We start from the raw sequence: 22,889 nt of genomic DNA on the forward strand, positions 1-22,889 counted from the left end.
ACCATGCTTTCCAACCCTAATATCGATCTGGTTTCGCGCTTTCTTCGCCTGCCTCTGGAACAGCGCCAGCAGTTTTACCAGCGCCTGCAAAGCCGGGGCATGAGCTTCGCCCAGCTACCGATTGCCTCGATCCGCGAGGACGGCCAGAAGCTGCCGCTGTCCTACGCCCAGGAGCGCCAGTGGTTTCTCTGGCAGTTGGACCCGGACAGCGACGCCTATCACGTCCCCGGTGCCTTGCGCCTGAGCGGCCAGTTGGACAAGGCCGCCCTGCAACGCAGCTTCGACACCCTGGTGGCACGCCATGAAAGCCTGCGTACGCGCCTGCACCTGGACGCCGATGAGCGTGCCCAGGAGGTGCTGGGCCACAGCGTGATCGAGATCGCCGAAAGCACGGTCGACGAAGCACACCTCAAGGCCCGCGTCGAAGCTGAAATCGCCCGTCCCTTCGACTTGCAGCAAGGCCCGTTGTTGCGGGTCAGCTTGCTCGCAGTGAATGCAGAAGAACACGTGCTGGTACTGGTGCAGCACCATATCGTCTCCGATGGTTGGTCGATGGGCGTGATGGTGCAGGAGCTGATGCAACTCTACGCCGCCTACAGCCAGGGCCAGGATTGTGCCTTGGCGCCGCTGCCGATCCAGTACGCCGACTATGCGCTGTGGCAACGCAGCTGGATGGAAGCGGGGGAGAAGGCCCGTCAACTGGCGTACTGGCGCGAACTGCTCAGCGGCGCGCAGCCGGTGCTGGAGTTGCCCTTAGACCGGCCGCGCCCGGCGCAACAGAGCTTTCGCGGCGCGCGCCAGGACATCGCGCTGGAGCCGGCACTGGTTGCGGGGTTGAAAGCCCTGGCCCAGCGTGAAGGCGTGACGATGTTCATGCTGCTGCTGGCCTCGTTCCAGGCTTTTCTTTATCGCTACAGCGGCCAGCCGGACATCCGCGTCGGCGTGCCAATTGCCAACCGCAACCGCGTCGAGACCGAGTCGCTGATTGGTTTCTTCGTCAATACTCAAGTGCTCAAGGCCGACCTCGACGGCCAGATGAGCTTCGCCCAGTTGCTGCAACACACCAAGCGCCGTGCGCTGGAGGCCCAGGCCCATCAGGACTTGCCCTTCGAGCAACTGGTGGAAGCGCTGCAACCGGAACGCAGCCTGAGCCACAACCCACTGTTCCAAGTGATGTTCAATCATCAGGCCAGCACTCACGCAGCAGCGCACGCGCTGCCGGGCTTGCGCGTGGCCAACCTCGAATGGGACACCCGCAGCGCCCAGTTCGACCTGAGCCTGGACACCCAGGAGAGCGGCGACGCGATCTGGGCCTCCCTGACTTACGCCACCGACCTGTTCAATGCCGCCACCGTGGCGCGCATGGCCGAGCACTGGCTGAGCCTGTTGCGCGCTGCCGTGGCGAACACCGCGTTGCCTTTGCAGGACCTGGCGACACTCAACGCCCATGAGCGCGAGCAGATTCTCTCTGAGTGGAACGCCACCGAGCGTGACTACCCACAAGGGCAGTGGGTGCATCAGTTGTTCGAGGCCCAGGCGCTGGCACAACCGGATGCGCCGGCGTTGCGCTTCAACGAGGCGACCCTGAGCTATGCCGAGCTCAATAGCCGTGCAAACCGTCTTGCCCATCGCCTGATCGAAGCCGGGGTAGGCCCGGACGTGCTGGTGGGCCTTGCGCTGGAGCGTTCCGTCGAGATGGTCGTGGGCCTGCTGGCGGTGCTCAAGGCCGGGGGTGCCTACGTGCCGTTGGACCCGGAATACCCGCGTGAGCGCCTGGCCTACATGCTCGACGACAGTGGCGTGAAACTGCTGCTGACCCAGGCGCATTTGCGTGAACAGTTGCCGATCCCGGATGGCCTGGACAGCCTGGTGCTGGGCGAGTCGGCCTTTGAGGCCTACAGCGACGCCAACCCTGGCATCGCGCTGGACGGCGAAAACCTTGCCTACGTGATCTACACCTCCGGCTCCACCGGCCAGCCGAAGGGAGCGGGCAACCGCCACTCGGCGTTGCTGAACCGCCTGCAATGGATGCAGGAAGCCTATGGACTGGACGTCAGCGACACCGTGTTGCAGAAGACGCCGTTCAGCTTCGACGTGTCGGTGTGGGAGTTCTTCTGGCCGCTGATGACTGGCTCACGCCTGGTGGTTGCGGCGCCGGGCGATCACCGGGATCCGGCCAAGTTGATCAAGCTGATCAATACAGAACAGGTCACCACGCTGCACTTTGTGCCGTCGATGTTACAGGCGTTCCTGCAGGACCCGGCGGTGTCGAGCTGCCAAAGCCTGCAACGTATTGTCTGCAGTGGCGAAGCCCTGCCGGTGGACGCCCAGCAGCAGGTCTTCGCCAAACTGCCGCAAGCCGGGCTCTACAACCTCTACGGCCCGACCGAAGCGGCCATCGACGTGACCCACTGGACCTGCATCGACGAAGGCCGCGACGCGGTGCCGATCGGCCGTCCGATTGCCAACCTCGGGTGCTACATCCTCGACAGCAACTTCGAACCGGTGCCGGTCGGCGTGCTGGGCGAGCTGTACCTGGGCGGCGTTGGCCTGGCCCGTGGTTATCATCGCCGTCCTTCCTTGACTGCCGAACGTTTTATCGCGCATCCGTTTGTCAGAGGCGAACGCCTGTACCGCACCGGCGACCTGGCGCGCTACCGCGACAACGGCGTGATCGAATACGCCGGGCGTATCGACCACCAGGTCAAGCTGCGTGGCCTGCGCATCGAACTGGGTGAAATCGAAGCGCGCCTGCTGGAGCACGACTGGGTGCGTGAGGTCGCCGTGCTGGCGGTTGACGGCAAGTACCTGGCGGGCTACCTGGTGCTGCACAACGCCGGTGATGACTGGCGCGATATGCTGAGTGCCCACTTGGGCCAACACCTGCCGGATTACATGGTGCCGGCCCAGTGGATGCTGCTGGAGCAGATGCCGCTGAGCCCCAACGGCAAGCTGGACCGCAAGGCCCTGCCCAAGCCCGAAGCCACCCACCACTACGAAGCGCCGCAGAGTGGGCTGGAGCAGCAGATCGCCGCAATCTGGGCCGAGGTGCTGGGCGTCGAGCAAGTGGGTTTGAACGACAACTTCTTCGAGCGTGGCGGTGATTCGATCATCTCCATTCAAGTGGTCAGCCGCGCCCGTGCCGCCGGTATCCATTTCACTGCCAAGGCATTGTTCCAGCACCAAACGGTGCGCAGCTTGGCCCGCGTGGCGCAGTTGCAGACGGCTCAGGTGATCGACCAGGGCCCGGTGCAGGGTGCGACGCCGTTGCTGCCGTTCCAGCAATTGTTCTTCGACATGGACCTGCCGGACCGTTACCACTGGAACCAGTCCTTACTGCTGACACCACACCAGCCTCTGCTGGCCGAGCCATTGGAAGCTGCACTGCAAGCGCTCACCCTGCACCACGACGTGCTGCGCCTGAGTTTCAGCCAGCAAGCCGAAGGCTGGACTGCGCGGCATGATGCGCAACCTGCAACACTGCTATGGCAGGCCAGCGTGCAGGACGCCGCCGAACTGCACGCCCTGTGCGAGCGCGCCCAGCGCAGCCTCGACCTGCAACAAGGCCCATTATTGCGTGCGGTACTCGCAGAAATGGCTGACGGTTCCCAGCGCCTGCTGTTGGTCATGCACCACCTGGTGGTGGACGGTGTCTCCTGGCGGGTATTCCTCGAGGACCTGCAAAGCCTGTATCGCCAGCAGAAATTGCCGGCCAAAACGTCTTCGTTCAAGGCCTGGGCCGAGCGTTTGCAGGCGCATGCCCGCAGCGAATCGATCGAGCCGGAAAAAGCCTTCTGGCTGCAACAGCTGCAAGGCGCGCCTGCCGACTTGCCGTGCCGGGATCCGCAAGGCGCACGTCCCGGCCGTCTGGCCCAGACGGTGGTCAGCCAACTGGATGCCGAGCGCACCCGGCAATTGCTGCAACAGGCGCCCACGGCGTATCGCACTCAGATCAACGACCTGCTGCTGACCGCGCTGGCGCGTGTCATCTGCCAGTGGACCGGACAGGCTTCGAGCCTGATCCAGCTGGAAGGCCATGGCCGTGAAGACCTGTTCGACGACATCGACCTGACCCGCACCCTCGGCTGGTTCACCAGCCTGTTCCCGGTGCGCTTGACCCCGGCCGAATCCCTGGCCGCCTCGATCAAACAGGTCAAGGAACAACTGCGCGCCGTGCCGGACAAAGGCCTGGGTTTTGGCGCACTGCGCTACCTTGGCGACGACGCCACGCGCCAGGCGTTCAGCGCGCTGCCGGTGCCGCGCATTACCTTCAACTACCTGGGCCAGTTCGACGGCAGCTTTGACCAGCCGGACGGCCTGTTCACACCAGCTTCGGAAAACGCTGGCGCCGAACAGAGCCCGGATGCGCCACTGGGCAACTGGTTGACCCTCAACGGCCAGGTGTACGGCGGCGAACTGCAAATGGGTTGGACCTTCAGCCCACTGATGTTCGACGCGCCGCAGATCGAAGCCTTAGGCCAGGCCTTCACCCGCGAACTGACCGCATTGGTTGAACACTGCTGCACGCCTGGCAACAACGGCGTGACGGCGTCCGACTTCCCGTTGTCGCGCCTGAACCAGCAGCAGTTGGAATCCTTGCCGTTGGCCGCCGATGCCGTTGAAGACATCTACACCCTGTCGCCGATGCAGCAGGGCATGTTGTTCCACACCCTGTATGAACAGACTGCCGGCGACTACATCAACCAGATCCGCGTGACGGCCGATGGCCTGGACGTGGCGCGGTTCCAGCAAGCTTGGGATGCCACGGTGCAAGCCCACGATGTACTGCGCAGCGGGTTCTTTTGGGAGGGCCAGCTCGAATGGCCGTGCCAAGTGGTCTATCGCGAGGCTCGGTTGCCGATCGAACACCTCGATTGGCGCGCCATGCCGGAGCGCGAACTGGAATTGCAGAACCTTCAGGAGGCCCAGCGCCGCCAGGGCTTCAATCTGGCCAAGGCGCCCCTGGTGCGCCTGGTACTGGTGCGCACCGATGAGCAACGCCATGAACTGATCTACACCAGCCATCACATCTTGATGGATGGGTGGAGCAATTCGCGGCTGTTCGGCGAAGTGCTGCAACGTTATGCCGGTGTCGCAGTGCCTGAAGCGGCCGGGCGTTATCGCGACTACATCGGCTGGCTGCAGCAGCGTGATGCCGCAGCGACTGAAACCTTCTGGCGCGAACAACTGAGCGTTCTGCAAGCACCCACGCGCCTGGGCAGCAGCCAGCCGACGGCGGCGGACGGGCATGGCGAGCATCAGCTCAGCCTGGATCGCGCACTGACTGAACGGCTTGAAGCCTTCGCGCGCAATCACAAGGTCACGCTCAACACCCTGATCCAGGCGGCGTGGCTGGTCCTGTTGCAGCGCCATAGCGGGCAGTCGGTGGTGTCCTTCGGTGCCACCGTGGCCGGGCGCCCGGCAGAGTTGGCGGGGGTGGAGCAGCAGATCGGGCTGTTCATCAACACCCTGCCGGTGATCTGCGCGGTGGACGCCCAGCAGACCGTGGCCGACTGGCTGCAAGCGGTGCAGGCGCAGAACCTGGCGTTGCGTGAGCATGAACACACCGGGCTGTACGATATCCAGCGCTGGGCCGGGCAGGGCGGTGAAGCCTTGTTCGACAACATTCTGGTGTTTGAAAACTATCCGGTGTCCAAGGCCCTGGAGCAGGGCGGTGGCAGTGGCATCCGTTTCGGCCTGCCGGATTCTCGCGAACAAACCAACTTTCCGCTGACGGTGCTGGTGGATGTCGGTGACACGCTGTCGGTGCAATTCAGCTTTGCGCGTGCGCATTTCAACGCAGTCACAGTGCAAACCTATGGCCGCCATCTGGTCAACCTGCTGCAAGCCATGCTCGACGGCGATCAACAACGCCTGGGCGACCTGGCAATGTTGGAGCTGGCGGAACGTCAACAAGTGGTCGTTGACTGGAACGCCACGGCGCAGGACTACCCGTTACAGCACTGTGTGCATCAACTGATTGAACAACAGGTGGCGCGCACGCCAGACGCTGCAGCGCTGGTGTTTGCCGAGCAGCGCTTGAGCTATGACGAGCTGAACCGTCGTGCCAATCGCCTGGCTCATCGATTGATCGAGGCCGGTGTGGGCCCGGACGTGCTGGTGGGCCTGGCGGTAGAGCGCTCGATTGAAATGGTGGTAGGCCTGCTTGCGGTGCTTAAGGCCGGTGGCGCCTATGTGCCGCTGGACCCGGAATACCCGCGTGATCGCTTGGCGTACATGCTCGACGACAGCGGCGTGAAACTGCTGCTGACCCAGGCGCATCTGCTTGAGCAACTGCCGATTCCGCAAGGCTTGAATAGCCTGGTGCTGGGTGAAGCCGCGTTCGAAGGCTACAGCGACGCCAATCCTGAAATTGTGGTGAACGGCGAAAATCTCGCCTACGTGATCTACACCTCAGGCTCCACCGGCCAACCCAAAGGCGCCGGCAACCGTCATTCTGCCCTGGCCAACCGCCTGCACTGGATGCAGGAGGCTTATGGCCTGGATGTCAGCGATACCGTGTTGCAAAAGACCCCGTTCAGCTTCGACGTATCGGTGTGGGAGTTCTTCTGGCCGCTGATGACTGGCTCACGCCTGGTGGTTGCGGCGCCGGGCGATCACCGGGATCCGGCCAAGTTGATCAAGCTGATCAATACAGAACAGGTCACCACGCTGCACTTTGTGCCGTCGATGTTGCAGGCCTTCCTGCAGGACCCGACGGTTGCCACCTGTCACACCCTGCACCGCATCGTGTGCAGCGGCGAGGCCTTGCCGGTGGATGCCCAGCAGCAGGTCTTCGCCAAGCTGCTCCAGGCCGGGCTCTACAACCTGTACGGCCCGACCGAAGCCGCCATCGACGTGACCCACTGGACCTGTGTCGATGAAGGCCGCGATGCAGTGCCGATTGGTCGCCCGATTGCCAACCTCGGGTGCTACATCCTCGACAGCAACTTCGAGCCGGTGCCGGTCGGCGTGCTGGGCGAGTTGTACCTGGGCGGCATCGGCCTGGCGCGGGGTTACCATCGTCGTCCGGCACTGACTGCCGAGCGTTTTGTTGCCCACCCGTTCGTCAAGGGCGAGCGCCTGTACCGAACGGGCGACTTGGCGCGTTACCGCGAAGACGGTGTGATCGAGTACGCCGGGCGTATCGACCATCAGGTCAAGCTGCGTGGCCTGCGCATCGAGTTGGGCGAAATCGAAGCGCGCCTGCTGGAACACGACTGGGTGCGTGAGGCCGCCGTACTGGCGGAGGATGGCAAATTCCTGGTGGGCTACCTGGTGCTGCAAAACGCCGATGACGACTGGCGCGATGTGCTAAGCGCCCATCTGGCGCAACAGCTGCCGGACTACATGGTCCCGGCCCAGTGGATGCTGCTGGAGCAGATGCCCCTGAGCCCCAACGGCAAGCTGGACCGCAAAGCCCTGCCGAAAGCCGACGCCAGCCTGCAAGCCCGCGAGTACGTCGCCCCGAACAGCGAACTGGAGCAACAGATTGCCGCGATCTGGTCCGAAGTGCTGGACGTGGAGCGGGTGGGCCTGCACGACAACTTCTTCGAGCTGGGCGGGCATTCCCTGCTGGCAACCCAGGTGGTGGTGCGCCTGCGCGAACAGTTGCACGCCGAATTCGACGTCAAATCGATTTTCACCACGCCGACCCTGGCCGAGTTCAGTGCCCATGTCGCCGCCCAGCAGACAAATAATTCGCCGGTGCAGGACGCATTGGCTAAATCCTTGGAGGCCCTCAAACGTCTATCAGCAGAAGATTTGGATAAATTGATTTCCTGAGGGGCGTGGCGTGCAAGCATTAATCGAGTCGGTAGGGTCACTTTCGGCGCAACAAAAGAAAGCGCTGGCGGTAATGCTCAAGCAGCAAGGCATCAACCTGTTTGAGATTGCCCCGGTTTTCAAGCGTCAGGAAGGTGAGCCTCTTCGGCTCTCTTATGCCCAGGAGCGGCAGTGGTTTTTGTGGCAGTTGGAGCCGCAGAGCACTGCCTATCACGTGCCAAGGGCTCTGCGCCTGACCGGCCAATTGGATGTGGCGGCGTTGCAGCGCAGCTTTGACACGCTGGTGATGCGTCATGAAAGCCTGCGCACGCATTTGCGGGAGGAGGGCGACAGCGCCTTGCAGGTGATTACCGATCAGGTGCGCGTGGACATTGCCCTGGTTGACGCCCAGGAGTCGGACCTCAAAGGCCTGGTCGAAGCTGAAATCGCTCAGCCGTTCGATCTGCAGCAAGGCCCGCTTTTGCGGGTCAAGCTGCTGCGCCTGGCGCCCCAGGAGCATGTGCTGGTGTTGGTGCAGCACCATATCGTCTCTGATGGCTGGTCGATGCAGGTGATGGTCGACGAGTTGGTCCAGCTGTATGCGGCCAATGTCCAGGGCCATGACCTGCAATTGCCGGCCTTGCCGATTCAATACGCCGACTATGCGCTGTGGCAACGCAGCTGGATGGAGGCGGGGGAGCGCGAGCGCCAGTTGGGTTACTGGACCGGTATGCTCGGTGGTGAGCAACCGGTGCTCGAAATGCCGATGGACCGCCCGCGGCCTGCGGTGCAGAGCTACCTTGGCGCGCGGCTTGACCTGACGCTTGAAGCGTCGCTGGTGGCGGGCCTCAAGACCCTGGCGCAGCGCGAGGGTGTGACAATCTTCATGTTGCTGTTGGCGTCGTTCCAGGCCGTGTTGCATCGCTACAGCGGCCAGGCTGACATCCGAATCGGCGTGCCGGTGGCCAACCGGAACCGGGTGGAAACCGAGCGGCTGATCGGCTTTTTCGTGAATACGCAGATTCTCAAGGCCGATATCGACGGTCAGATGACATTCCGTGAGCTGCTGCACCAAACCCGCCAGCGCGCGGTGGAAGCCCAGGCGCATCAGGACTTGCCGTTCGAGCAACTGGTAGAAGCACTGCAGCCGGAGCGCAGCCTGAGCTACAACCCGTTGTTCCAAGTGATGTTCAACCACCAGACCGATACCCAGCGCAGCGGCGGTGGCGGTGGCGTCACCGGCCTGCACGTGCAGGCGCTGGAGTGGGAAAGCAAGACGTCGCAGTTCGACCTCAACCTCGACACCCAGGAATCGGCTGACGGCATCCAGGCGTCCCTGACCTATGCCACCGACCTGTTTGACGCGCCGGGGCTGGAGCGCTTCCTGGCGCATTGGCACCGTTTGCTGCACCTAGTGGCCCAGGATTGCAACGGTCGGGTCGGCGAGCTGCCGTTGCTGGACGATATGCAGTGGCAGCAACTGGTGCATGCCTGGAATCACACGCACCAGGCATTCCCGCAGGATGTCGGGGTGCATCGCCTGCTGGAAGCCCAGGCGCAGGCGCGTCCGGAGGCAACTGCGCTGGTCTGCAATGGCCAGGCGCTGAGCTATGCCGAACTCAACAGGCGTGCCAATCGCCTGGCCCATCGCCTGCGCGCGGCCGGTGTAGGCCCGGACGTGCTGGTGGCCGTCGCGCTGGACCGTTCGGTGGACATGGTGCTGGCCTTGCTGGCAACCCTCAAGGCTGGTGGCGCCTATGTGCCACTTGACCCGCAGTTCCCGGCCGACCGGCTGGCGTTCATGCTCGAAGACAGCCGTGCACGCGTACTCTTGACCGCCGGCGATCTGCACGAGCGCCTGCCACGGGCAGCCGACCAACAGGTGCTGTTCATCAGCGAGTCGGAAGATGCGCGCTACAGCAGTGAAAACCTGCACGTCGAGCTGACCGACGAACACCTGGCTTACGTGATCTACACCTCCGGTTCCACCGGCAAGCCCAAGGGCGTGATGGTACGCCATGGCGCTCTGAGCAGCTTCACACAAGGCATGGCCGATACCCTGGGCATCGACGCCGAAGCGCGGTTGCTGTCATTAACCACGTTCTCCTTCGATATTTTCGCCCTTGAGCTCTACGTGCCCCTGTCGATTGGCGCCACAGTGGTGCTGGCGGACAAGGCAGTGTCCCAGGACCCTGAGGCGATCCTGAGCCTGGTGCATGAGCAGGCGATCAACGTGGTGCAAGCCACGCCGTCGACCTGGCGCATGCTGCTGGACAGCGAGCGCCGTGCCTTACTGCACGGGGCCAAGTGCCTGTGCGGCGGCGAAGCGCTGCCGGCCGACCTGGCCCAGCGCATGCTGGCCCAGCAGGGCACGGTGTGGAATCTGTACGGCCCGACCGAAACCACCATCTGGTCGGCGGCCCACCCACTGGTTGAGCCGTTGCCGTTTGTCGGTCGACCCATCGCCAACACGTCGCTGTTTATCCTCAATGCCGAACTCACTCCGACCCCGGTCGGCACCAGCGGCGAACTGCTGATCGGCGGTGTTGGCCTGGCCCGCGGGTATCACGGCCGAGCCGCAATGACCGCCGAGCGTTTTGTGCCTAATCCCTTTGCGCGCAACGGTGAGCGGCTGTACCGCACCGGCGACCTGGCACGTTATCGCGCGGATGGCGTGGTCGAGTACATAGGCCGCGTCGACCATCAGGTCAAGGTGCGTGGCTTCCGTATCGAGTTGGGAGAAATTGAGGCGTGCCTGCGTGAACAGAGCGCTGTCCGTGAAGCGGTGGTGGTGGCCGAAAATGACCAGCTCCTGGCGTATCTGGTGACCCATGCCGTGACTTCGGAAGGCGACCAGGGTGCTCTGCGCGAAACGCTCAAGACCGCGCTGCGCGCCGGGTTACCGGACTATATGGTGCCAGCGCACATGCTGTTCCTGGCACGCCTACCGTTGACGCCCAATGGCAAGCTGGACCGCAAGGCACTGCCGAAGCCGGATGTCAGCGTGCTGCAAAAACGCTACGTGGCACCAGTCGGCGAGAAGGCCCGGCAAGTGGCTGCGATCTGGGCCGAGGTGCTGGGGGTGCCGCAGGTTGGTCTTGAAGATCATTTCTTCGAACTGGGTGGTCACTCCTTGCTGGCGACGCGCGTCGTGTCGCGGGTACGCCAGGCATTGGCGATCGACGTGGCGCTCAAGAGCCTGTTTGAACAACCGGTGTTGGGGGCGTTTGTACAGGCGCTGGGTGAGAAGGGTGCCGATGTGGCGCAGATGACTCCGGTCAATCGCGAACAACCGTTGCTGCTGTCGTATGCCCAGGAGCGCCAGTGGTTCCTCTGGCAACTGGAGCCTGACAGCGCGGCCTATCACATTCCCGTTGCGTTGCGCCTGCTGGGGACGCTGGACCGCGTGGCCCTGCAACGGGCGTTTGACACCCTGGTGCAACGCCATGAAACCCTGCGAACCGTGTTTTTCGCCGGCGCCGACCAGACCGTCCAGCGTGTGCTCGAACAGGCCACTGCGGTCATCGAGTATCAAGTCCTGACCGCCACCGGGCCTGCCCGGTTGCAGACGCTGGTACAAGAGGAAATCGCCAAGCCATTCGACCTGAAGGCCGGGCCATTGCTGCGCATCAAGCTGCTGCAACTGAACGAGCGCGAGCATGTGCTGGTCATGGTGCAGCACCATATCGTCTCGGATGCCTGGTCGATGCAAGTGATGGTCGATGAGCTGGTGAGCCTGTATGCCGGCTACAGCCAGGGCCTCGAGCCCACCCTTGCACCGTTGCCGATTCAATACGCCGACTATGCCCAATGGCAGCGTGGCTGGATGGAGGCGGGCGAAAAGGACCGCCAACTGGCTTACTGGCGCGACCGTCTGGGTGATGTGCAGCCTGTACTGGAACTGCCGCTGGACCGTCCGCGTCCGGCCATGCAGAACTATCAGGGGGCACGCCTGGACCTGGTATTGCAACCTTCGGTGGTCGAGAGCTTGCGCGCTTTGGCGCAGCGCGAAGGTGTGACCATGTTCATGGTGTTGCTCGCGTCCTTCCAGGCACTGTTGTACCGGTATACCGGCCAGTCGGATATCCGCGTCGGCGTGCCGATCGCTAACCGCAACCGTTTGGAAACCGAGCAACTGATCGGCTTTTTCGTCAATACCCAAGTGCTTAAGGCCGAGATTGACGGGCACATGACCTTTGCCCAACTGCTGCAGCAGGTCAAGGAGCAGGCGCTGGGCGCGCAAGCGCATCAGGACCTGCCATTCGAGCAATTGGTCGAGGCCTTGCAACCGGAGCGCAGCCTGAGCCACAACCCGTTGTTCCAAGTGATGTTCAACCACCAGTCGGCTGCGCAAGCCCGGCGCGATGGCCAGCAACTGCCTGGCCTGCATGTGGAAGGGGTGACGTGGGACAGCCACACGGCGCATTTCGACTTGAGCCTGGACACCGAAGAGTCTGGCGAAGGGCTGCTGGCTTCGCTGACTTACGCCACCGCACTGTTCGACGCGAGCACCTTGCAGCGCTTCGCCGCCCATTGGCAGAACGTGCTCAAGCGTGTGGCGGGGAATGCCCAACAGTGTGTCGCCGACTTGCCGATCCTGGGCAGCGATGAACAAGCGCAGATGCTGTACGCGTGGAACCCGCCGCAACCGTCGCGTGCCGCCCACGGCAGCGTGCTGCAAAAGTTCGAACAACAGGTGGCCAGCCATCCCCAGGCCATCGCCTTGATCATGGATCAGCGGCGCATGACCTACGCCGACCTCAACCTGCGGGCCAACCGCCTGGCCCACGCACTGATCAAGCAGGGCGTGGGTGCCGACAGCTTGGTGGGCGTGGCCGTGGACCGTTCGCTGGAGATGATCATTGCGCTGTTGGCGGTGCTCAAGGCCGGTGGCGCCTATGTCCCGCTGGACCCGCAATACCCCCAGGATCGCCTGCAATGCATGATCGAAGACAGTGGCCTGCAGCTTTTGCTGACCCAGCAGCCGCTGCTGGAGCGCTTGCCGATCAGCCCTGGCCTGGCGTTGATTTGCCTGGAAGGGGATCAGGATTGGCTCGCCGAGTATCCGTGCAGCAACCCCGATGTACGGGCGTTCCCCGCGAACCTGGCGTACCTGATGTTTACCTCCGGCTCGACCGGGAGGCCCAAGGGCGTCGGTATCGATCAGGCCTCGCTGGCACGGCATGTCGAGGTGTTTATCGAATTGTTCGAACTGACTGCGGCTGACCGCGTGTTGCAGTTCGGTACGTTCAATTTCGACGGGTTTGTCGAACAGCTGTATCCGGCGCTGTGCTGCGGTGCCGCCGTGGTGGTGCGCGGCGGCGAGTTGTGGGACAGCGACACCTTCTATGCGCAACTGATCGAACATGAGATTTCGGTGGTTGACCTGACCACCGCCTATTGGCACTTGATCGCCCGTGACTTTGCCGAGCGCGGCGTGCGCGATTACGGCCGCCTGCGCCAAGTGCATGCCGGTGGTGAGGCGATGCCGCCGGAAGGGCTTGCCTCCTGGCGTGACGCCGGGTTGGGCCATGTGCGCCTGCTCAACACCTACGGCCCCACCGAAGCGACCGTCACGGTGACTGCCCTGGATTGCGCCGGCTACGTGGAAGGTCGCGAGACCGTCACGCAGATGATGCCCATTGGTCGCGTGCTGGACGGCCGTGCGATTTACCTGCTGGATGCCAGCCTGAATCCGGTGCCCGTGGGCGTGGCGGGTGAATTGGTGATTGGCGGGCCGCTGCTGGCACGGGGTTACTTCAACCGCGCCGCGCTTACCGCCGAACGGTTTATCCCCGACCCCTTCGACCCGCTAGGGGGAGGGCGTTTGTACCGTACCGGCGACCTGGCCCGTTACCGCGCCGATGGCGTGATCGAGTACATCGGTCGCATCGACCACCAGGTCAAGGTGCGCGGCTTCCGTATCGAGCTGGGCGAGATAGAATCGCGCCTGCTGGCACAGGACGACGTACGCGAAGCGTTGGTGATCGCCGCCGACCAGCAACTGATTGCCTACCTCGTCACCCCACTGACCGAAGCCGAGCAGCCTGGCTTGCGTGAGCGCATTCGAGCTGTGCTGCGCGATGAGCTACCTGACTACATGGTGCCGGCGCACTTCATGTTCCTGGAACGCCTGCCGCTGAGCCCCAACGGCAAGCTGGACCGGCATGCCCTGCCACGCCCGGAAGCGACTCAGGCGACCGAGCAGTGGGTGGCCCCTATCAGTGCGCTGGAGCAGCAAGTCGCGGCGATCTGGGCGGATATTCTCGGCGCCGAGCGTATTGGCCTGAACGACCATTTCTTCGAACTCGGCGGGCATTCGTTGCTGGCCATGCAAGTGGCTTCACGCCTGCGGCATAACCTGGGGATCGAGTTGCCCTTGCGCGTGCTGTTCGAACAACCGCGCCTGCAGGGGTTCGTGGCCGCGCTGCACACCGAGGGCAAGCGCGGCGGTTCGACGGCGCCGGCGTTGGTTCCCGCGTCTCGCGAGCTGCCGTTGGTGTTGTCCTACGCCCAGGAACGCCAGTGGTTCCTCTGGTTGCTCGACCCCGAAAGCGCCGCCTACCATGTGCCCAGCGCTTTGCGCCTCAAGGGCCGGTTGGACCTGGACGCGCTGCAGCGCAGTTTCGATGCCTTGGTGGCACGCCATGAAAGCCTGCGCACCCATCTGCATCAGGGCGATGAGCAGACCGTGCAGGTGATCCTGCCGCAAGGGCGTGTCCAGATTACCTTGCGTCAAAGCGATGAAGCGCAGGTAAAGGCGCAAGTCGAAGCCGAGATCGCCCGACCGTTCGACCTGCAAGCTGGGCCGTTGCTGCGGGCTACGCTGTTGCGCCTGAGCGACGATGAGCATGTGTTGGTGCTGGTCCAGCACCATATCGTCTCGGACGGTTGGTCGATGCAGATCATGGTTGATGAACTGGTGCAACTGTACAGCGCCTACAGCCAGGGCCAGGAGGTGCAGTTGCCGGCCTTGCCGATCCAGTACGCAGACTACGCCCGTTGGCAGCGCGAGTGGATGGACGCCGGCGAGAAGGACCGGCAACTGGGCTACTGGCAGGCGTTGCTAGGTGGCGAGCAACCAGTGCTCGAGCTGCCGTTCGACCACCAGCGCCCGGCTGAGCAAAGCCATCGTGGTGCGCGCCTGTTTGTAGAGTTGCCACCGACCTTGGTCGCCGACCTCAAAGGCCTTGCACAGCGTGAGGGCGTGACGATGTTCATGCTGTTGCTGGCCTCGTTCCAGGCGTTGATGCATCGCTACAGTGGCCAGGAAGACGTGCGCGTGGGAGTGCCTATCGCCAACCGCAACCGAGTCGAAACCGAGCGGTTGCTGGGCTTCTTCGTCAACACCCAGGTGCTCAAGGCCGATATCGACGAGCAGACCTCAGTGCTGCAATTGTTGCAGCAGACCCGCCGCCGTGCGCTGGAAGCCCAGGACCATCAGGACTTGCCGTTCGAGCAACTGGTTGAGGCACTGCAACCCGAGCGCAGCCTGAGCCTCAACCCGCTGTTCCAGGTGATGTTCAACCATCAAACCGAGGCACGCCTGGGCGCAACCGAGCATCAACTGTCCACTTTGCGTGTCGAAGGGATGGAATGGGCAAGCCATACCGCGCACTTCGACCTTGACCTGGATGTGCATGAAGGTACTGACGGTATCTGGGCCACCCTGGGTTATGCCACCGACCTGTTCAATGCCTCCACCATCGAGCGCATGGCGCGGCATTGGCAGAACCTGCTGCAGGGCATGGTTGCAGACCCACGGAAGAGCATTGGCCAGTTGAATTTGCTCGATCTGGCTGAGCGCCAACAGATCCTGCAACTGTGGGACCGTACTGACGCCGGCTTCTCGGCTACCCGACTTGTTCACGAACTGGTCGGCGACCGCGCCCGCGAAACCCCCGATGCCGTGGCAGTGAAATTCGACGCGCAAACCCTGACTTACGGCGAACTGGACCGCCAGGCCAACCGCCTGGCCCATGCGCTGATCGCCCGTGGCGTCGGCCCGGAAGTGCGCGTGGCCATCGCCATGCCGCGCAGCGCCGAAATCATGGTGGCGTTCCTCGCGGTGATGAAGGCCGGTGGCGTGTATGTGCCGCTGGATATCGAATACCCGCGTGATCGCCTGCTGTACATGATGCAGGACAGTCGTGCGAAGTTGCTGCTGACCCACACCAGCGCGTTGCAGCAACTGCCGATCCCCGACGGCCTCGATAGCCTGGCGATTGATCGCACCGAGGAATGGGCCGATCACAGTGACACGGTTCCGCAAATCGAATTGGACGGCGATAACCTCGCCTACGTGATCTACACCTCTGGCTCGACGGGCATGCCCAAGGGTGTCGCCGTTGCTCACGGACCACTGGTAGCCCATATCATCGCCACCGGCGAGCGTTATGAAACCTCGCCCGCCGATTGCGAACTGCACTTCATGTCCTTTGCCTTCGACGGCTCCCACGAAGGCTGGATGCACCCGTTGATCAATGGCGCCAGCGTGCTGATCCGCGACGACAGCCTGTGGCTGCCGGAATACACCTACCAGCAAATGCATCGCCACAACGTGACCATGGCGGTGTTCCCGCCGGTGTACCTGCAACAGTTGGCCGAGCATGCCGAGCGTGACGGCAACCCGCCGAAGGTGCGTGTGTACTGCTTTGGCGGCGATGCCGTCGCCCAGGCCAGTTACGACTTGGCTTGGCGCGCACTCAAGCCGACCTACCTGTTCAACGGCTACGGCCCGACGGAAACCGTGGTCACGCCACTGCTGTGGAAAGCGCGCAAGGGCGACCCGTGCGGCGCCGTCTATGCACCGATTGGCACACTGCTGGGCAACCGCAGCGGCTACGTATTGGACGCGCAACTCAACCTGCAACCCATCGGCGTAGCCGGCGAGCTGTACCTGGGCGGCGAAGGCGTGGCCCGTGGTTATCTTGAGCGCCCGGCGCTGACTGCCGAACGCTTCGTGCCGGACCCATTCGGCAAACCGGGTAGCCGCGTGTACCGCAGCGGCGACCTGACCCGTGGCCGCCCGAATGGTGTGGTGGACTACCTCGGCCGTGTCGACCATCAGGTGAAAATCCGTGGTTTCCGTATCGAACTGGGCGAAATCGAAGCGCGTCTGCGTGAGCAGGAAAACGTCGGCGAAACCGTGGTGGTCGCCCAGGAAGGACCGACCGGTAAACAGTTGGTGGCTTATGTGGTGCCCGCAGACGGCAGCCTGGCCAACGAAACCGAGTTCCGTGAAACCCTGCGCCGCGCGTTGAAAACCCGCTTGCCGGATTACATGGTGCCGACGTACTTCATGTTCCTGGCGCAGATGCCGTTGACCCCCAACGGCAAGCTCGACCGCAAGGGCCTGCCGCAACCGGACGCCAGCCTGTTGCAACAGGCCTATGTGGCGCCGCAGAGCGAGCTGGAGCAACAGCTCGCGGCGATCTGGGCCGACGTGCTGCGCTTGCCGCAAGTAGGCCTGAACGACAACTTTTTCGAGCTGGGCGGTGATTCGATCATCTCGATCCAAGTGGTGAGCCGGGCGCGGCAGGCCGGTATCCGCTTTACGCCCAAGGACCTGTTCCAGCACCAGACCGTACAAAGCCTGGCCGGTGTGGCACGCCAGGGGGACGACGGGTTCGCGATCGATCAGGCGGCCTTGAGTGGCGAAACATTGCTGTTGCCGATCCAGCAGGCCTTCTTCGCCGATGAGATTGCCGAACGTCACCACTGGAATCAGTCGGTGGTGCTCAAAGCCCATGAGCCCCTCGATGCCGGGCTGCTTACCCAGGCCTTGCAGGCGCTGATCATGCATCACGATGCGCTGCGTTCCCGGTTTTTCGAGGGCACGGACGGCTGGCAGGGTATGTATCGCGCCGCCGAGCACCACCAGGCCGATGCCGTGCTGTGGCAAAGCGTGTTGCACGATATCGAAGAACTGGCCGCCTTGGGTGAGGAGGCGCAACGCAGCCTTGATCTTGACCAGGGCCCGTTGATGCGTGCGGTGCTGGTTCAATTGAACGACGGTTCGCAACGCTTGCTGCTGGTCATCCATCATTTGGTGGTGGATGGCGTGTCGTGGCGGATTCTCCTTGAGGACCTGCAAACGGCCTATCGCCAACTCGCCAGTGGCGCCAAGGTGGCGTTGCCCGCCAAGACCAGTTCAACCCGCGACTGGGCGCAGCGGCTTCAGCGATATGCCCAAGGCGACGCACTGACCCGGGAACTGGCGTGGTGGCAAGCCCAATTGCACGGCGCCGAATCTGACCTGCCGGGCGCCAATCCGCAGGCGAGCTTGAGCAACCGGCATGCCGGCAGCGCGATCACACACTTGGACGCCGCTCACACGCGCCGCCTGTTGCAGGATGCACCTGCCGCCTACCGCACCCAGATCAACGACCTGTTGCTGACGGCGCTGGCGCGGGTAATCGGGCGCTGGACCGGACACGATTCCACCCTGATCCGCCTCGAAGGACATGGCCGCGAAGACCTGTTCGAGGAGATCGACCTGACCCGCACGGTCGGCTGGTTCACCAGCATTTACCCGATCAAACTCACGCCGGCTGCAACCCTGGCTGGCTCATTGAAGGGGATCAAGGAACAACTGCGCGCCATTCCCGACAAGGGCATCGGTTTTGGTGCCTTGCGCTACCTTGGCCAGCCTCAGGTACGCGATGCACTGGCAGACTTGCCGCAGCCGCGCATTACCTTCAACTACCTGGGCCAGTTCGATGCGAGTTTTGATAGCCATGAACACGTGGGGCTGTTTGCGCCCTCCGGTGACGCCGCCGGCAGCGATCAGAGCCCGGACGCATCGCTGGGCAACTGGCTGGAAATCAATGGCCAGGTGTACGGCGGCGAGCTGAACCTGAACTGGGGATTCAGCCAGCAGATGTTCGATCCGGTTTGCATCCAGCAGTTGGCCGATGACTACGCCGAAGAGCTCAAGGCGTTGATCGAACACTGCTGCCAGCCCGGACAGGCCGGCGCCACGCCGTCGGACTTCCCGCTGGCGCGCTTGAACCAGGCGCAGTTGGATAGCTTGGGGTTGCCGTTGAACCAGGTCGAAGACATTTACCCGCTTTCGCCGATGCAACAGGGCATGTTGTTCCAATCGTTGTTTGGCCAGGGTTCGGGCGACTACATCAACCAGATGCGCGTGGAGGTGCAAGGGTTGGATGTGGCGCGTTTCCGCGCAGCCTGGCAGGTCGCGCTGGAGCATCACGATATTCTGCGGACCGGTTTCCTCTGGCAGACCGAGTTGGAGCAGCCGTTGCAGGTGGTGTACCGGACGGCGCAGGTGCCGTTTGTCGAGCACGACTGGCAGCAGCGCGCAGACAGTGGTCAGGCGCTTGACGCGTTGGCGCATACCCTGCGAGCCGATGGTTTTGTGCTGGAACAGGCGCCTTTGCTGAACCTGATGGTGGTCCGCACCGGTCCTGACAGCCATCATCTGATCTACACCAACCACCATATCCTGATGGATGGCTGGAGTGCCTCGCAGCTGTTCGGCGAGGTACTGCAACAGTATGCTGGCGAGCCGTTGCGCGCACCGAGTGGGCGCTACCGGGATTATATCGGTTGGTTGCAGGCCCAGGACCCGGTCACCAGCGAGACCTTCTGGAAAGCCCAGTTGGCCGGTTTGCAGGAGCCCACGCGCCTGTCCCGTGGCATCACCCTTGAGTCGGGTGTGCCCCAGGCAAATGGCGTTCATCACCTGATACTGGAGCAGACGGCGACCGAACAGCTCAAGGCTCTTGCCCAGCGCCATAAAGTGACCCTCAATACGCTGGTGCAAAGCGCCTGGCTCTTGCTGTTGCAACGGCATACCGGCCTCGACACCGTCGCGTTCGGGGCCACGGTTGCGGGGCGTCCGGCCGAGCTGGCGGGTATCGAGCAGCAGGTCGGATTGTTCATCAACACGCTACCGGTGGTGGCCGCTCCAAGCCCGCAGTTGAGCGTCGACGCTTGGTTGCAGCAGGTGCAGGAACAAAACCTGCGCCTGCGTGAACAGGAGCACACGCCGCTGTTCGAGATCCAGCGTTGGGCCGGGCTTGGTGGCGAGGCATTGTTCGACAGCATCCTGGTGTTCGAGAATTACCCGGTGTCCGAAGCGCTGGAGCAGGGCTCGCCGGTGGGCCTGCGGTTCGGTGCGATGGACAGCCTGGAACAGACCCACTATCCACTGACCGTGCTGTTGGCCATGGGTGACAGACTGGCGGTGGAGTTCAACTACGCTCACTCTGCATTCGATGCTCAGGAGATCGAGCATCTGGCGGAGCATTTCCAACAGTTGCTGCAAGCCTTGACGCTGCCGCAGATGGAGCGTCTGGCAGACCTGCCATCGCTGCCCGCCGCGCAACGTCAACGGATCGTCGAGGATTGGAACGCAACGGCGCGTGAGTACCCGTTGCAGCGTGGCGTGCATCAGTTGATCGAAGACCAGGTAACCCTGACACCAGAAGCACCGGCTCTGGTGTTTGGTGCACAGCGCCTGAACTACGCCGAACTGAACCGTCGTGCCAACCGCCTGGCGCATCGCCTGATTGAAGCCGGCGTGGGCCCGGACGTGCTGGTGGGCCTGGCGGTAGAGCGCTCCATGGACATGGTGGTAGGCCTGTTGGCGGTGCTCAAGGCCGGGGGCGCCTACGTGCCGCTCGACCCTGAATACCCGCGTGAACGCCTGGCCTACATGCTGGAAGACAGTGGTGTGAAACTGCTGTTGACCCAGGCGCACTTGCATGAACAGTTGCCGATTCCCCAGGGACTGCAAACCCTGGTGCTGGGTGAGTCTGCATTCGAAAACTACAGCGACGCCAATCCAGGGATCGCGCTGGACGGCGAAAACCTTGCCTACGTGATCTACACCTCGGGCTCCACCGGCCAACCCAAAGGCGCCGGCAACCGGCATTCAGCCCTGGCCAACCGCCTGCACTGGATGCAGGAAGCCTATGGTCTGGAGGTCAGCGATACAGTGCTGCAAAAGACCCCGTTCAGTTTCGACGTATCGGTGTGGGAATTCTTCTGGCCGCTGATGACCGGCGCTCGCCTGGTGGTGGCAGCGCCGGGGGATCACCGCGATCCGGCCAAGTTGATCAGCCTGATCAATCAGGAACAGGTCACTACGTTGCACTTCGTGCCTTCGATGTTGCAGGCCTTCCTGCAGGATCCAGTGGTGTCGACCTGCCAAAGCCTGCAGCGCATCGTGTGCAGCGGTGAAGCCTTGCCGGTGGATGCCCAGCAGCAGGTCTTCGCCAAGCTGCCGCAAGCCGGGCTCTACAACCTGTACGGCCCGACTGAAGCTGCCATCGACGTGACCCACTGGACGTGCGTTGAGGAAGGCTGCGATACGGTGCCGATCGGTAAACCGATTGCCAACCTGGGCTGCTACATCCTTGACAGCAACTTCGAACCGGTGCCGGTCGGTGTGTTGGGCGAGTTGTACCTGGGTGGTGTCGGTCTGGCCCGTGGTTACCATCGCCGCCCGGCGCTTACCGCCGAGCGCTTTGTGGCTCACCCTTTCGTCAAAGGCGAACGCCTGTACCGCACCGGCGACCTGGCGCGCTACCGCGCAGACGGCGTGATTGAATACGCCGGGCGTATCGACCACCAGGTCAAGCTGCGCGGCCTGCGTATCGAGCTGGGTGAAATCGAAGCGCGCCTACTGGAACACGACTGGGTTCGTGAGGCCGCCGTGCTGGCGGTCAATGGTGCATACCTAGTGGGCTATCTGGTGCTGCGAGGCGCCGGCGATAACTGGCGCGCAGTGTTGAGCGCTCACCTGGCCCAACACCTGCCGGACTATATGGTCCCGGCCCAGTGGGTGTTGCTGGAGCAGATGCCTCTGAGCCCTAACGGGAAGCTTGATCGCAAAGCCTTGCCAAAGCCTGATGTGGCTCAGCACGCCCAGGCTTACCTGGCACCGCAAACCCCGCTGGAGAAACAGCTTGCGGCGATCTGGGGGGATATTTTGGGTGTTGACCCCGTTGGCCTGCGCGATAACTTTTTCGAACTGGGTGGTCACTCCTTGTTGATCTTGATGCTCAAGGAACGCATCAAGAACGCCAGCGGTGTCAATCTTTCGGTGACCCAGTTGATGCTCAATCCGACAGTGCAAGGGCAAGTCGAATGCTTGCTTGGTAGCACGCGCCGATCGCTCATCGTGCCGCTCAACAGCGTGGAATCGGGTACGCCGTTGTTCCTGTTCCACCCCAGCTATGGCTCGGTGCATTGTTATAAAGCGGTAGCGCTGGCACTCAGGGAGCAACGCCCGGTGCTGGGTGTGATCTGCCGAGCGCTGGCAGAAGAGGGCGGCCCGGTGCCTTCCTGGGCGAGTATGGTTGAGGACTACACCGAGCAGTTGATGGTCGCCCACCCGCAAGGCCCGTTCCGCCTGGCCGGTTGGTCGCTGGGCGGCAACTTGGCGCTGGACGTGGCCTACAGCCTGGAACGGGCGGGCAGGGAAGTCGAGCGCGTTGGTCTGGTCGACACACCGCCGCCGCATGACGTCACAGCATTCTGGAAGGAAGACGATGTTATCGACGATCGGCACCTGTCCGATGCAGCGCAGCGGGCTGAGTTGCTCGGCGTGATGTTCCCGTCGCATGCTTTGCAGGTCCAGGCGATCTGGCAGGAGGCCCAAGCGAGCGAACAAGAGCAAACGCGGCAATGGGCGCGACTGGACGCCTGGGCTGAACACACCTTGGGGGAAGCCTATCTGACACTGAAGCACGAACTGCTGGAAGGTTCTGAGGCGCAGGTGTCCTGGGATATCAAGCAAGCGTTGGATCAGCGGTTGCAAGAGGCTCGATATTCGGCGATCACGGCACCGGTACTGTGTTGGTGGGCTGCCCAGAGCAAGGGTGGGCAACATCGCGAGCTGATCGAGTCGAGCCTGCGGGCAGTGCTTGGGCAGATGGCAATCGCGCAATCGATCGTGATCGACACCACCCATGAGCGCATCGTGGACAACCCTGAGTTTGTCAGTAGTTTCGTGGATGTGATGGGCAGATAAGCGGAGGTCGAAAAGCCCCCAATCACGCAAGTGGCTGGGGGTTTTTTATGGGTTGTTCCTGTCGATATGCACAACCTTTTTATTGAGTTTGTGCGGGTAAAGCTTTCCAATAGATGCTGGG

2 protein-coding genes are annotated in these 22,889 nt (G+C 62.9%); both read left to right on the forward strand.

All coding sequences use genetic code 11. The annotated features are described in order from the left end of the window. Positions 1-3: 3 nt before the first annotated feature. Positions 4-7,785 carry a non-ribosomal peptide synthetase gene (locus KHP07_RS16720; protein WP_214497548.1) on the forward strand — a complete coding sequence of 2,594 codons (7,782 nt, stop codon included), beginning with the start codon at positions 4-6 and terminating at the stop codon, positions 7,783-7,785. A 10-nt stretch (positions 7,786-7,795) separates the two neighbouring features. Beyond that, a complete protein-coding gene (locus tag KHP07_RS16725; RefSeq protein WP_352152403.1) occupies positions 7,796-22,768 on the forward strand; it encodes a non-ribosomal peptide synthase/polyketide synthase in 14,973 nt (4,990 codons plus the stop codon). Positions 22,769-22,889 lie beyond the last annotated feature (121 nt).

Origin of the sequence: Pseudomonas sp. VS40 (genome assembly GCF_018587885.1) — a bacterium.
Lineage (GTDB): Bacteria > Pseudomonadota > Gammaproteobacteria > Pseudomonadales > Pseudomonadaceae > Aquipseudomonas > Aquipseudomonas pergaminensis.

Coding starts and splice junctions, on each gene's coding strand:
- KHP07_RS16720 (WP_214497548.1), top strand. CDS start 4: ATGCTTTCCAACCCTAATATCGATCTGGTTTCGCGCTTTCTTCGCCTG.